Origin of the sequence: Aquimarina discodermiae (genome assembly GCF_040786235.1) — a bacterium.
Lineage (GTDB): Bacteria > Bacteroidota > Bacteroidia > Flavobacteriales > Flavobacteriaceae > Aquimarina.
This window is the reverse complement of record NZ_JBFMKP010000035.1, coordinates 1-13,727: the sequence shown is the minus strand read 5'-3', so window position 1 is coordinate 13,727 and position 13,727 is coordinate 1. Positions and strand designations below refer to the sequence as shown.

Genomic DNA, 13,727 nt, shown 5'->3' with positions numbered 1-13,727 from the left:
GACATTACAAGATCTTGAGTTTTGAATAAAAATTGTCGACCAAATTGTCGACTGAAAATTAAAACTCCCAGAATCATTAGTGATTTGGGAGTTTTTTGTGGGCTTAAAGAGAAAGAGTTCGAACTTTTTGCTGGAGGATATGATGCTGGTTCTCAAAATTAAAAACCTGCTAATACAATAAATTAATATAGTCGTTTGTAAGTGATTTAAGCCATCTCGGTATACTGTAAAAGAAAAAAGTTAAGAAACTAATTCCTTCAATTCATTATTAGACAAATCACCAATCCATTTTTCACCTGTAGAAACCGCCATATTAGCTAATTTTTTTTTGTCTTGTAACATTTGATTGATTTTTTCTTCGAAAGTTCCTTTAGAAATCAGACGATGCACTAATACATTTTTTTGTTGACCGATACGGAAAGCTCGATCAGTAGCTTGGGCTTCAACGGCAGGATTCCACCAGAGGTCATAATGGATTACATGATTAGCAGCAGTTAAGTTCAACCCAGTCCCTCCTGCTTTTATAGAGAGAATAAAAGTTTTGATATGTTTTTTCTCTTGAAAACCTTCTACCATTTCATCTCTTTTTTTACGAGAAACCCCTCCATGTAAAAATAAAGGTTTTGTTCCGAAAGCTTTGGACAATATTTCAGAAAGGATCTGCCCCATTTCTTTATATTGGGTGAATATCAACACTTTCTCATTATTCTCATAGATAGAACTCAATAACTCTAGTAGCCGTTCCGATTTTCCTGATAATTGTGGACGATAATCTTCTTTCTTCAAAAATTGAGATGGATGGTTGCAAACTTGCTTTAAAGCTGTAATCATTTTAAGAACTAATCCTTTTCGTTCAATAGATTTTTCCTCAACTCCATTTAGAGCTTTCATCATTTCGTCCACAACATTTTGATATAATGCAGTCTGTTGCTTTCTTAAAGTAATAAAGCAATCTTGCTCTATCTTTTCAGGGAGATCAGAAATAATAGATTTGTCCGTTTTTAAGCGACGTAATATAAAAGGATCTGTAATTTTTTTGAAACGATGTAATGCTAGCTGATCATTCTTTCGTTCAATAGGAGAAGAAAAATGTTGCGTAAAATATTTCATAGACCCTAAGTACCCTTTGTTTGCAAAATCAAATAAACTCCAATACTCATTTAAGCGGTTTTCTACAGGTGTACCACTCATCGCAATTTTTACAGTGGCTTTAATTTTCTTTATGGCCTTGGCTTGTTCTGTTCCTGCATTTTTGATAGCTTGAGCTTCATCGATAACTAATGTCTCCCATTTTATTTTTTGAAATTTTGATAGATCAGAACGCAATAAGCCATAGGTTGTTATAAAAAGATCAAAACCCTCTTTATCAAAAGTACGTTTTGAACCATGATAAATATGGGTATTTAAGTCTGGAGCAAACTTTTCTATTTCTTTCTTCCAGTTGGTCAAAAGTGTAGTTGGTACAACAATTAGTCCTTTCTTTTTATCTAACCTTCCTTCGGCTTTAAATTGAAGTAATAAGGTAATTACCTGAAGGGTCTTACCGAGCCCCATATCATCAGCAATAATACTTCCAAAACCTACTTTACTATTATTGTATAACCATTGAAACCCTCTTTCTTGATAAGGTCGTAAAGTAGCTTTTAAATTTTTTGGACTTGGTTTATCTTCACTTCTTAGCAGGCTTTCTATAATCTCACGAGCCGAGTTCGAAAGGGATATTTTAGCTTCTTGGTATTCTTCAGTTAACGCTGATTGTAATATCTCAATATGAGAAAGTTCTCTGTCTTTTTCTAAATTGTTTAATAAGGTTTGGATTTGCTTGGGGTCGATAAGCACATATTCTCCCTTAATATTAACCACTCCAGAGGTGTTTTTAACCAACTTTTTAAATTCAGCAATAGATACTGTTTGATTTCCTATAGCTACCTGCCATTGAAAATCTAACATTTCATTCAGGTTTAAATAGGTTTTGCTGTCTGCATTTGGACCATTACTGTCTAATTTCATGGAAACCTGGGGCTTCGTTAATTGCTTTAAAGAATTGGGTAATAGTATTCGGATTCCTAGTAATTTGATACTAGGTAATACCTGGAGCAAAACCGTAGCAAAATCATTGCCATCCAAAAAGAGTTGTTCTTTACCTAAAGAAGAAATCAATGGTTTTATGTCTACAAAATCTTTCGATAAACTCGATAAGGATTGAAAAACAGAAGCTTTATAGGATGTATACTTTTTTTCTTTAATAAAGGCTTCTAAGGAAACAGGTCTTTGAACAGCATTTTGTTTATTTTCTACCCATAATTGTATTTCAAAAATATTTTCTGAAGGATTATCTTCTATTTTGATCAATGGAGCATACACCTGGCTACTAATGTGTAATCGCTGTAAATATTGGTTTATAGAATCAGGAATCTGTTGCTCTTCGAAGTCGGTAAACGATTGCTTTTTATTTCTAAAAAAAAGTTCTTCAATTTTAAAATCCAGAAGCGTTTGTGTGCCAGTAATAAATGAATCTTTTTTAAGCATATAATGTGTTAGAAAAGTAGACAACAAACAAATGATTTGATCTCTTGGTGTCAAATACTGCTGCTTTTTAGAACCAGTATCTATAGTAACAAACCTCTGTGAAATATTTTTCTCTAAAGATTCAACTAAATAATTTACTTCCTCACTAGCTGTAGTAGGTATCCAACGAACTTTATAATGTGCCTCTTCCAATTCTAAAATTTGAGGAACATAAGCACCATTGAGCATTAAATGAATACTTAAATGATAAGCTCGGTATAAACATTTTAAATCAAGAGAAAGTCGATTCTCATGTTTTTTAGGAATTCTTTCTAAAAAATGAATTAATGAGGTTAAGTCTTTATTAAAAGTTGAAGTATCAATTGGTTCTCCTCCAGAAAAGAACTTTATCTCTTGGAAACTTATTTCTTTTTTATCGATTTGAATTTCGATGTTGTCAATTTTTTCAAATGCTTTGGGTTCTAATTCGAAGATTTCTTTTATAAACAAGTCTTTTACAAAATAGCTAGCGAGTTTATAATGCCTTTTAAGTATTGGGATAAATGATTTTGTATAAAAAAGAGCTTTGTCTTCTAATAGAGACAATACATTTTCTGCTTGGGGAATAATTTTAGATAAGTCAAAAACAGCTTCATCAGAGTTGTTAGGAAATTCAATAGAAACCGATTTATCGAGAAGTAATTTTTTAAAATTTAAAACTTTTACACTTCCATCTAATTGCATTCCTTCTTTTGCCAACTCATCAAGAATATCAAAATCATGTAATTGAAATAGTAAAAAAGGATTTCGATCAATCTCTACTGAGAAAACATAAATAACTGCTGCCAAATGTTTACAAGGCACTGCCCAATCTGGGCAAGAACATTGCATTTCAAAATCTGACCATTGACTGGGAAAAACTTGTATTCTATTTTGTTTTGCAATTTCATTTAATTCTTCTGGTAATTGTCGATTTAATAAATGAGATAACGACAATGGATCACTAACAATTGCATCCATAAGTTTCTTTTTCTCTGAAGAGTTAAACGCTGGAATAGTAATCTTAACATTATAGGGTATAGCTCTACTACCTTTAACTTTTGCTTCAATAATATTGTTAGTAATCTTAATATTCTTTACCGTGCCTTTTCGAGCATAGGTTTTTCCTCGTGGTAAACGGTTGGAATAATCAATTTGTGATAAAGCTTTTAAAAATTGTTCCCCCCACCAAGTTTTACCGAATTGTTGTGCCATAAGTTCCTATCAGTATTTTGTATCTATTTTAGACCAAAATACTGAGATTCTTTAAATTGAAAAATTTCTTTTAGAGGGGAAAAATATACCTTCTAAAAAGATAGGGTCTGTATAGTGTTGAAAATTAAAAGGTTATGTAGGTTTTTGAAAATAAAAAAAGCCTATATTTTTTTGATTTATAGGCTTTTAAAAATTTGTGGGCTTAAAGAGAAAGAGTTCGAACTTTTTGGTTGAGGATGTAGAGTTGATTATTTCGAAATCAAAGTATTTATAAACCAATAAACACGATTATATATTTACATAAATTCTGTTATAACGCTCTTCCAAAACCTTCAAATATTGTGATTTCATATTATCTGACAAAAATGAATTTTCAATCCAATTGACTGCTTTTTTTTTACTTCTTTCGAAGCGTTTAAATACGCCGTTAATCTGCTTAGGTGTCAGTCCAAGACCTTTCCCGAATTCTTCAAAATGACTTTTGGTGAATTTTTTCTTTTTACCAGCGATAGTTAGCGCCAACTCTTCTCTATCTTCAGGATTGACGATAGTTACATTTAATAAATCATAGGCAGGAGTCAAAGACCAGCCAATAGCAGTTTTAATCATTGAAAAATTCTTTAAATGCATGTCATTATTCCCAGTCAAAAAAGAAAAAAATGTGATTTCAAAAAAATACAATTTATCTAATAAAGTGTTACTAGTATGCATACCTAAAGCCTTACCAATGCGCTCCATAGAGCTTCTGTATTTATCAAATGCTTCTGTGATTTGAAACATATCAAGCATATGAATTTTTGTTCCATCTAATTTTCTGTCAATACGTTTGGTTAGATATGATAACTCACCAGATTTTAACCGAATTAAAGTAGATGGCACTACATTTATACCAAATGCTTCTGCTATTCGCATAGTCACATGTTCATTTTCGGGCATCTCTGGGTAATTGGTGTTGGGGGGCTTAAAAATATAATCTCCGCCCAATGCTCCGACCACAGTAAGTCTGTTATGATGATCATTTGTAAATTCGCTTACTAAAGACATAGATAGTTTTGCCTGTACTCCAGGTACTGATATACTTTTTTCCACCACATTCTTAGCCAATAGAGACATTTGATCTAAGGTGTAATCAAGTATAGGTATTTCTTTTGTTCTGAAAAATGCCATGGCACAATCCTCATGAAAATCATTAGTGTCTTTCAATTCCTGATAACAGTACAAGCACTTATTCATCATTACTTAAATTAATAGATTGTACACTTACTGCTCCGATGCAATTTTGGCAACAAGCTAACAAAAGTCCCATTCTGTCATTTCTGTTTATCTTCCAATTTCTTGAGGCTATATCCAGTAACCATCCTTCTGGTATTAAGCCTTCAAAAAAAGGAAATAATCTTTTATCTAGATACACTTCTTGTCTCACAGGCATGGTAAACGTTATAAATTGATCTGAATATTCTTTTATATATTCCTGATCGTATTGGAAGAGGTATTCACCATCATCCGTTTCCGTCAGTACACCAGACAATATATCATTGTAAAAGATGTTAGCTTTTCTCATAATCCATGTTTTTTTTCAATGATGAACTAGGAACAGGAACTAACTCATGCCCAAACATTTTTAAGACAAGATTTACCTTTTCCATGTTCAAATTGGTTTTACCTTGTTCAATTTTCCTTATTACTGTTAAAGCTACACCTGCACGTTCAGCAAATTCTTCCTGAGTTAAGTGTACTGACTTTCTTCGTACTTTGACAAAGGTTGCTAAATTCATAATTATATGTTTTTAAATATAATTTATACAAATGTAATAAATTATATGTGTTTACATATAAAATTTATTTTTAAACTTGTTTTATATGTGTTTAGATATAAGAATATTAAAAAACAACTCAGTGAATTCTTACAATTATATGTGATTATAATTTTATAAAAACTAGTACGTTTGTGATATGCAAGAGTATTTAGAAAATATAATAAGCTTATTACAGGACATTAAAGGTAATGGTACGTTTGTAGTTTCTGGAACAAAGAATCTGATGGTACCCGGTCTTCGAATAGATGGATTTGGAGAAGTCAGTTTCCCTTTAGAAGTCAACCAGATTGAATCAATAATCAATGTATCTCATAAAGCTCCTTTTGGAAAAGGTAGTAAAACTATCTATGATGATTCGGTACGTAATGTATGGGAAATAGATGCTGATTCCATTTCTTTTAATAATCCAGAATGGTTTCCTTTTTTGAATACAATAGTAAATCAGGCAAAAAAAGGGCTTGGTTTTGAAAAACAAAATGTTGTACAAACTAATTTATACAAGCTTCTAATCTATGAATCTGGCAGTTTCTTCTTGCCTCATAAAGATTCTGAAAAAGAAAAGGGAATGTTTGGTACCTTAGTGATTGGATTGCCTAGCAAACATATCGGAGGCGAATTGAAAGTAAGCTTTGACAACAGGACTCAAATAGTCGACTTTTCAGAAGCTTATACTACTTATAAATTGCCCTACACTGCTTTTTTTGCAGATTGCGAACACGAAATTAAACCTGTTACATCAGGCTATAGAATCTGCCTTGTGTATAATTTAGTAAACACTAATTCCAATTTACAAATAAAAAGTCCTAAGTTTAGTTTACAACAAAATAAAATATCGGATATCTTACATTCCTCTAAGGAAGAATTTAAAGAGCTACCAAAAGCCATTTTGTTAGGTCATGAATATACACCTGCCAATTTTTCGTTAACAAATTTAAAGAACCACGATAAACCAAGAGCTGAAGCATTGTTACATGCCGCCGAAAAAGCCGGATATTATGCACAATTGGCATTGGTAACGTATTATCAAAATGGTCAATTAGAAGCTGATTATGATTATTACGACAGTTATCGCAGATATAATCACGAACCCGAAGGAGATGGAACGATGGGGGAAGTGTATGAAGAATATACTTATGTAGAACATTGGAATGGGAACAATCCAGGGTTGGGAAATTTAAGTATAGAAAAGAAAGATGTAATTGCTGACCTCAATCTGGGGGAAGGAGAACCAACAGAAAAAGAAGAAGAAGGCTTTACTGGCAATGCAGGAATGACCATCGAATATTGGTATCATTATGGAGCTATTGTTTTATGGCCTAAAAGCAAACATATTTCAATCCTTAAAAATAGACCTGTTGAAAACAAATTGGAGTGGTTGGGTTATTATATAAAGAAAAGTCATGTTCCTAATTCTGAATATATCCATGCCATAAGAGAACTCCTACTAGGGTTTTCTGAACCTAATTTTGATATTGGACGACGTGATACTTTAGATTTTAGTATTCTTGCCACAGCCATATGTTTTATCGATGATAAAATAATAGTAAATAAATTAAATAATAATCTAAGTAAGATATTTGATAATATCAACACAGAAAGCTGGTGTTCTTTACTAAAACAGTATAGCTTTACTTTGTTTAAAGAAGTCTTTGTAGCGGTGAAAAATTCTAATAACTTATATAAAATAGAGCATCTTATACATATTTTGAGAAAGATGACAGAAGAGAAAGGAGAATTTAGTCCTGCACTCAAAAAACAAATAGAATATATTCCAAACTATATTAGTGCTGATGATATCCATAATATAACAGATTCTTATTTGCACTATAAAGATAATGCTATTGGACGAATTGAAGTTGCAATTCGTCTGATACAAGATATTTTGCAACTGAGTACTTTTAAGAGTAAAGATATTACCTGGATCGAAATTACAACAAAGAAAATCACTAAATCTTTACCCAGAAAATATCTTAATAAGGTTATAATAAAGGCTTTATTAAATTCAAAAAACAAAACTCCATTATTTTATAGCATCAAAGAGGTTTGCCTGCAAGAATTATTACATAAAACCAAAGAAAAACCGGAACCTCCTATTAATTGGACTAGAAAAGTTCCTAACTCAAAACATAATTCTAGAGTTTGGGAAATGTTATCTCCTTTTTTAAGTTCTCCTATAGATTCTGTTTATGAATATAGAGCAAATCAACAACTAAGACAGGAAGTAGAAAATGTAATTAAAAGTGTAACGATTGATTTAAAAACTCAAACCATAACAAAAGGAAGACCTTATACTTTAAAAATAACCAAAACACAAAAAGAATACGAAAAATTATTAAAGTATTGGCGAGAGGATAAAATGCTTTTAGAGCAGTTGAAGAAAACCTATTAATCTTATTGTTAAAAATTAATTGTAGCGATGTTTTAAGAAGTTTAAACTTGTATTCTTTTGAAAAGTAATAAGTTATGATAATTTTTAAAAATAAAAAAGCCTATATTTTTTGATTTATAGGCTTTTAAAAATTTGTGGAGTCGGAGGGATTCGAACCCTCGTCCAAACAAGTAATACAACAGCTTTCTACACGTTTAGTTTTTGTTTAATTTTCGTCGATATGAAAGACCAAAAACCGCCAACGTATCGCTTATTCTCGATTAAATTTCGAAATTATATCAAGATCCTATAATCTCTAGGTTTACTTTTACGATACCTCATAACCAATCGCCGTAAACCAAGGCTCTTGAGAGGTATCCTGCTTGTTCGCCTTGCGAACCGAGGCACTATCCTACTACGATTCGGATTATGCAGCTAGGGCGTAGTTATTCTCGCCGTTTAAAAAAGTTGAAATATGATATTTACGAGCTATATCCCAGCGCTCGACGTGCTTACCACTCTATTAATCTCGCTGTCAAAACCAGTCGACCCCAATAGTGTTTTTCCTTAATTTGATTATCATTTATGAAGAATCATAAACTACTTTTCATAAATTGATTAAAAATTATAAGGTCGGCAAATATAACTATAATTGTCATATCTTTACCCGCTATTTTAATTAAACAAAAAATATACCAATTCTTATGACTAAATTCGGTGTCATCAAAGAGCGAAAAAACCCGCCAGATCGTCGTGCAGTGTTTTCACCAAAAGGACTTAAAACGGTACTATCTAAATTTCCTAATGCTTCATTTACTGTAGAAAGCTCTGATATTAGAGCCTTTAAGGATAAGGTATATAGTGAAGCTGGATTTACGGTTTCTGATGACATGTCTGATTGTGATGTTTTATTGGGAGTTAAAGAAGTGCCTCTTGAAGCACTGATTCCTGGTAAAAAATATTTCTTCTTTTCTCATACCATCAAAAAACAACCATATAATAGAAAGTTGCTTAAGGCTATGTTAGAAAAGAACATAGAATTTTATGATCATGAAACCATTGTTAATGACAAAGGGTTTAGACTTATTGGTTTTGGTAAATATGCCGGAATTGTTGGGGCATATAATGGATTTAGAGCATGGGGGCTTAAATATGAGACATTTTCCCTTCCTATGGCCGAAACATTAGAGGATCAAAAAGCGTTGGAATTAGAATTATCAAAGTGTCCATTACCCAATATGAAGATTGTACTTACCGGTACAGGAAAAGTTGGTAATGGAGCCAAAGAAATTCTCGATGCTATGAAAATCAAAGAAGTTTCTGTAGCAGATTATTTGAATAAAACTTTTGATGAACCTGTTTATGTGCAAATCGATGTTTTGGATTATAATAAAAGGAAAGATGGACAAACATTGGATCAATTTGACTTTTTTAATAACCCAACAGCATATGAGGGAGATTTTATGAGGTTTGCAAAGGTTAGTGATATGTATATTTCTGGTCATTTTTATGGAGACGGAGCCCCCTATATTTTTACAAGAGAAGACGCAAAATCTGAAGATTTTAATATTAAACTGGTGGCAGATATATCATGTGATATCGATGGACCGGTAGCGACTACCATAAGATCTTCGACCATTGCAAATCCTGTTTATGGGTATCATCCAACAACAGAAACAGAAATCGATTTTAAAGACCCAGATGCTATCGTGGTGATGGCAGTTGATAATTTGCCTTGTGAATTGCCAAAAGATGCCACTAATGGATTTGGGGATATGTTTTTAGAACATGTAATTCCAGCATTTTTTGATAGTGACAAAAGCGGTGTTCTAAAAAGAGCAAGAATGACAAAAAATGGTAAGTTAACTCCAAGGTTTGCATATCTTCAGAATTATGTAGATGGGAAAGAATAAATAGTATAGCAATTCGATAAATACAATATGACAACTCAAGAGCTTGTTGCACAAATACACAAGAAAAAATCATTTTTATGTATCGGTTTAGATGTCGATATAAATAAGATACCAAAACAATTGTTGGATAGTGATGATCCGATTTTTGAATTTAATAAAGCCATTATCGATGCAACACATCACTTGGCAGTAGCCTATAAACCCAACACTGCATTTTATGAAGCGTATGGTATTAAAGGTTGGAAATCCCTAGAAAAGACAATTACCTACTTAAATAGCAAGTATCCAGAAGTTTTTACAATTGCAGATGCCAAAAGAGGAGATATTGGTAATACCAGTACAATGTATGCCAAAGCTTTTTTTGAAGATATGAAATTTGATTCGGTTACCGTAGCTCCTTATATGGGTAAAGATTCTGTAGAACCGTTTCTTGCATTTGAAAATAAACATACCATACTATTAGCACTAACCTCTAATGAGGGAGCTTTTGATTTTCAGACCAAAAATATAGAGGATACCTCATTATATAAAGAAGTATTAACAGTATCTAAATCTTATCGTAATTCAGAAAACCTAATGTATGTTGTTGGAGCTACCAAAGCTGACTATTTTTCTGAAATTCGAAAAATCGTCCCAGATAGTTTCTTGCTTGTTCCTGGAGTAGGAGCACAGGGAGGAAATTTAGAAGAAGTGTGTAAATACGGATTGAATGAACAGATAGGGTTGTTAATTAACTCCTCACGAGGAATTATATATGCATCGAATGGTGCCGATTATGCCTCGGCCGCATCCAATAAAGCATTAGAGCTTCAGCAACAAATGCAAGTGATTCTGGATAAAAAACTATAGTATATCTTGAAAAGATATCAGTTGTAAAAACAAAAAAAAGGAACAAAAATACTTTGGCTATTTTTGTTCCTTTGTAAACATCAATTATCGTCTATTGGCTCTAAATACTTCTTTTGCATATCCTAATAGTCCATATACAATAAAGAAAATAAAAAATGCCATGATGCCAAAAATGACGAAGTTAAGTAAAGTTGCCCCCATAGTCTGGTTTTAAGGATTAATAATATTCTTAATATAAGGAAATATTCCCTAAAACCATAATGTAAAAATCTGTTAATTAGTTATTTATGAATATTTTAAGAAATCAACAACCTTAAATAACAATACATCGTGAAATGATGTACATTGACCAACTAAATAGAAAAATAAAATTACCAAAACGACCAGAACGTATCATTTCTTTGGTACCTTCTCAAACCGAATTACTAGTTTCTTTAGGATTAATTGATCGTATCGTAGGGATTACAAAATTTTGTGTACATCCAACTTCTATAAAAAAGCAAAAGACAATCGTAGGAGGCACAAAAAAGATCAAACATGAAACCATTAAAAAGCTGAACCCTGATATCATTCTTTGTAATAAAGAAGAAAATACAAAAGAAATTATTACCCTTCTTGAGGAAGGTTTTCCAGTGCATGTTTCTGATATTATTTCAATATCAGATGCTTTGCAAATGATTAAGCAATACGGAACTATTTTTTCAAAAGAAGAAGAGGCTTTAGATCTAATTTCCAGAATAAAAATTGAAAAGGAGTTATTTGAGAAATTTGTTTCGAAAAAGAAACCAAAAAAGGTTGCCTACTTTATTTGGAAAGATCCCTGGATGTCGGTAGGGAATCATACATTTATAAACGAGATGCTAAAAATAAATGGTTTTATAAATGCCTTTGAGGATAAAACTCGTTATCCCGAAATCAAAAAAAATGAAATGAGTAAGGTGGATGATTTGGATGTGATTATGCTTTCTTCAGAGCCGTTCCCTTTTTCAGAAAGACATATAGAAGAAGTTAAAGTTTTTTATCCTAAGGCAGATGTGATCTTGGTGGATGGAGAATATTTCTCTTGGTATGGATCGCGTATGGTAGAAGCGTTTACCTACTTTAGATCTCTTCATTAATAATGCGTAAATTCGACCTAATGATTTAGTTTTAAAAAGCCGTTATTAAAATGAGTGGTTTTTCATAGTGATCTCTCGACTACGCTAGAGATGACATGGAGAAAAATTGTATTGACCTTTCGACAAGTCCGAGATGACAAGGTTTTTGCTAGAAAATTTACATGCCTTTGATATAATGTTCTATCCTAAATTACTCTGACCGACGTAAATTTTCTTATATCGAATTCATATTAATAATACCTCATAAGTGGGAAGAAAAATACAATTTACCACTGATTAAGTATAGTGCCATATAACTTGAAAGTTAAAAGAGGTAGAAGTAATAATAAGTGATAAATTGTATGCTAATTATCTATCGACAAGGAGTATGCCCTTCAATTTTTTTTATCTGAATTAAGATTTTATCAGCTTGTTCGTGAAGTTGATCACTTTTTTCTTTATTGGTAAGTGCTAACTTATAAGCACTTTTCATTAATTTACAATAATTGTATTGTAATTTTTGTAATTCGGTTTTATTTTTTAACCAGTTAAACATTCCTTTATTTTACTTTTACTTTGTTTTCTGGTACAAAGATAGTACTTAAAAGATATGAGCATTCTTAACGATGAGTTAACGTCGCTTAAAGTTGCGATAAAAAATTTGTAGTAATTGTCTTACTTTCAGTTGATTCCTAGGGGATATTAATTAGTCCTGAAGAGCAAATACTCTTTTTAACAAATCTGTCGTTCTAGAACTTAATTTGGTTCTTATGTCTTTTTCTTCTACTGCAATCATAGCATATACTCCTTTAAGAGCTTGACCTGTAACATAATCTGTAAGATCAGGGTTTACGTTTTTGGTAAGTGGTATCGAATTATACTTTGTGATAATATTTGTCCAAATTTTATCTGCACCTACTTTAGAAAAAGATCGACTAATTACAGGGTTGAATTTTTGATAAAGTTGACTTTGAGTTTTATTCGTAAGATATTGCGTAGCAGCATTGTCACTACCTAATAAAATTTGTTTGGCATCTGCAAATGTCATTTGTTTTACAGCACTAACAAAAATAGGAGTAGCTTCTTTTACTGCATCTTCTGCAGCTCTATTAAGTACCTTTAATCCTTCGTCTGCCAAGCTCCCCAGTCCTACATCCCTTAAGGTTTTATCTACTTTTTGCAATTCTTGAGGCAATAGAATTTTAACAAGTTGATTTTTATAGAAGCCATCTTTTTGAGTAAGTTTTGTTACTTGCTTATCAATTCCATTGTCCAAAGCTTCTCTAAGACCATTAGAAATATCAATATTACTGATCCCAAAACCACCAGTAGTTTGTGGCAAGTTATTGACAACTTGTTGTAATTCTGCACAGCTTCCAAAAAGAATAACAAATAAAAGTAGGATTGATTTTTTCATGATTTTAATGGTATAAAATAAACTTAGTATTTTCAGAGACTAATGTAAGAATATCTTAAATAAAAATACAGCTTTGTTGTAATAAACTAAGATTCTCTAAAAATCAAATTGATTCTAGAATTATTAGTAGTTGGGTAATCACTTTATAAAATCAAATTGATTCGATACGCTAATAATCTATATTTATTCTCAAAAAACACCATTTATTTTTACTACTTTATATCCTAAATTGAGTTTGTTATTATTGATATCTGAAGAAGATAAATATTACAGTAATAATAGACTGTTAGAATTTCACTTTTCGGTACTCAAGCATATTTTGTTTTTTAAACATATATTCCAGTTCATATGTTCACAAAAGCGCTCTAGTTAAAAATTTAATATGGCTAAGTTCTAAAAAGGATATGATTTAGCGCTATATTTTTAAATTCGTTCCATACTGTATTTGAAGCAAAAGCAATAGTAGCCACTGTAGCCATTCTATTTGTATCATTTTTGATTTTT

General features: G+C 31.7%; 11 protein-coding genes and 1 other RNA gene. 5 read left to right on the top strand and 7 right to left on the bottom strand.

The window, feature by feature from the left end; all coding sequences use genetic code 11:
* The first annotated feature begins 21 nt into the window (after window positions 1-21).
* On the top strand, window positions 22-162 hold the full coding sequence (locus ABW636_RS19310) for a hypothetical protein (protein ID WP_367591719.1): 141 nt from the start codon (window positions 22-24) through the stop codon (window positions 160-162).
* A 78-nt stretch (window positions 163-240) separates the two neighbouring features.
* Here the strand turns inward: ABW636_RS19310 and ABW636_RS19305 are convergent, their stop codons facing one another.
* The 4 genes from ABW636_RS19305 to ABW636_RS19290 form a co-directional block, all read right to left on the bottom strand.
* On the bottom strand, window positions 241-3,762 hold the full coding sequence (locus ABW636_RS19305) for an SNF2-related protein (RefSeq protein WP_367591718.1): 3,522 nt from the start codon (window positions 3,760-3,762) through the stop codon (window positions 241-243).
* Window positions 3,763-4,050: 288 nt separating this feature from the next.
* Complete coding sequence (locus ABW636_RS19300; RefSeq protein ID WP_367591717.1) at window positions 4,051-4,998, bottom strand: HipA domain-containing protein; 948 nt, start codon at window positions 4,996-4,998, stop codon at window positions 4,051-4,053.
* Window positions 4,988-5,323 carry a HipA N-terminal domain-containing protein gene (locus tag ABW636_RS19295; protein WP_367591716.1) on the bottom strand — a complete coding sequence of 112 codons (336 nt, stop codon included), beginning with the start codon at window positions 5,321-5,323 and terminating at the stop codon, window positions 4,988-4,990. The genes ABW636_RS19300 and ABW636_RS19295 overlap by 11 nt, the downstream gene beginning before the upstream one ends.
* Entirely contained in the window at window positions 5,310-5,540 is a 231-nt protein-coding gene (locus ABW636_RS19290) for a helix-turn-helix domain-containing protein (RefSeq protein ID WP_367591753.1), read from the bottom strand. The genes ABW636_RS19295 and ABW636_RS19290 overlap by 14 nt, the downstream gene beginning before the upstream one ends.
* 175 nt (window positions 5,541-5,715) lie before the next feature.
* On the opposite strand from ABW636_RS19290, the gene ABW636_RS19285 reads away from it, so the two are divergent.
* A complete protein-coding gene (locus ABW636_RS19285; RefSeq protein WP_367591715.1) occupies window positions 5,716-7,968 on the top strand; it encodes a 2OG-Fe(II) oxygenase in 2,253 nt (750 codons plus the stop codon).
* A 132-nt stretch (window positions 7,969-8,100) separates the two neighbouring features.
* On the opposite strand, the gene ssrA is transcribed toward ABW636_RS19285, so the two are convergent.
* Window positions 8,101-8,500: a transfer-messenger RNA gene (gene ssrA, locus ABW636_RS19280) on the bottom strand.
* Window positions 8,501-8,651: 151 nt separating this feature from the next.
* Here ssrA and ABW636_RS19275 point away from each other — a divergent pair.
* The 3 genes from ABW636_RS19275 to ABW636_RS19265 all read left to right on the top strand — a co-directional run bounded on the left by ABW636_RS19275 (window position 8,652) and on the right by ABW636_RS19265 (window position 11,827).
* Entirely contained in the window at window positions 8,652-9,860 is a 1,209-nt protein-coding gene (locus tag ABW636_RS19275) for an NAD(P)-dependent oxidoreductase (RefSeq protein WP_367591714.1), read from the top strand.
* Between the two features lie 27 nt (window positions 9,861-9,887).
* A complete protein-coding gene (gene pyrF, locus ABW636_RS19270; RefSeq protein WP_367591713.1) occupies window positions 9,888-10,709 on the top strand; it encodes an orotidine-5'-phosphate decarboxylase in 822 nt (273 codons plus the stop codon).
* A 335-nt stretch (window positions 10,710-11,044) separates the two neighbouring features.
* A complete protein-coding gene (locus ABW636_RS19265; protein WP_367591712.1) occupies window positions 11,045-11,827 on the top strand; it encodes an ABC transporter substrate-binding protein in 783 nt (260 codons plus the stop codon).
* Window positions 11,828-12,179: 352 nt separating this feature from the next.
* Here the strand turns inward: ABW636_RS19265 and ABW636_RS19260 are convergent, their stop codons facing one another.
* Together ABW636_RS19260 and ABW636_RS19255 are read right to left on the bottom strand one after the other, a co-directional pair.
* A complete protein-coding gene (locus tag ABW636_RS19260; RefSeq protein WP_367591711.1) occupies window positions 12,180-12,362 on the bottom strand; it encodes a Lacal_2735 family protein in 183 nt (60 codons plus the stop codon).
* A 150-nt stretch (window positions 12,363-12,512) separates the two neighbouring features.
* On the bottom strand, window positions 12,513-13,223 hold the full coding sequence (locus ABW636_RS19255) for a DUF4197 domain-containing protein (RefSeq protein ID WP_367591710.1): 711 nt from the start codon (window positions 13,221-13,223) through the stop codon (window positions 12,513-12,515).
* Window positions 13,224-13,727: the final 504 nt, after the last annotated feature.

Bases quoted from the DNA above. Each gene is read 5' to 3' on its own strand.
- ABW636_RS19305 (WP_367591718.1), bottom strand. From the start codon at position 3,762: ATGGCACAACAATTCGGTAAAACTTGGTGGGGGGAACAATTTTTAAAA.
- ABW636_RS19300 (WP_367591717.1), bottom strand. From the start codon at position 4,998: ATGATGAATAAGTGCTTGTACTGTTATCAGGAATTGAAAGACACTAAT.
- ABW636_RS19295 (WP_367591716.1), bottom strand. From the start codon at position 5,323: ATGAGAAAAGCTAACATCTTTTACAATGATATATTGTCTGGTGTACTG.
- ABW636_RS19285 (WP_367591715.1), top strand. From the start codon at position 5,716: ATGCAAGAGTATTTAGAAAATATAATAAGCTTATTACAGGACATTAAA.
- ABW636_RS19275 (WP_367591714.1), top strand. From the start codon at position 8,652: ATGACTAAATTCGGTGTCATCAAAGAGCGAAAAAACCCGCCAGATCGT.
- pyrF (WP_367591713.1), top strand. From the start codon at position 9,888: ATGACAACTCAAGAGCTTGTTGCACAAATACACAAGAAAAAATCATTT.
- ABW636_RS19265 (WP_367591712.1), top strand. From the start codon at position 11,045: ATGATGTACATTGACCAACTAAATAGAAAAATAAAATTACCAAAACGA.
- ABW636_RS19260 (WP_367591711.1), bottom strand. From the start codon at position 12,362: ATGTTTAACTGGTTAAAAAATAAAACCGAATTACAAAAATTACAATAC.
- ABW636_RS19255 (WP_367591710.1), bottom strand. From the start codon at position 13,223: ATGAAAAAATCAATCCTACTTTTATTTGTTATTCTTTTTGGAAGCTGT.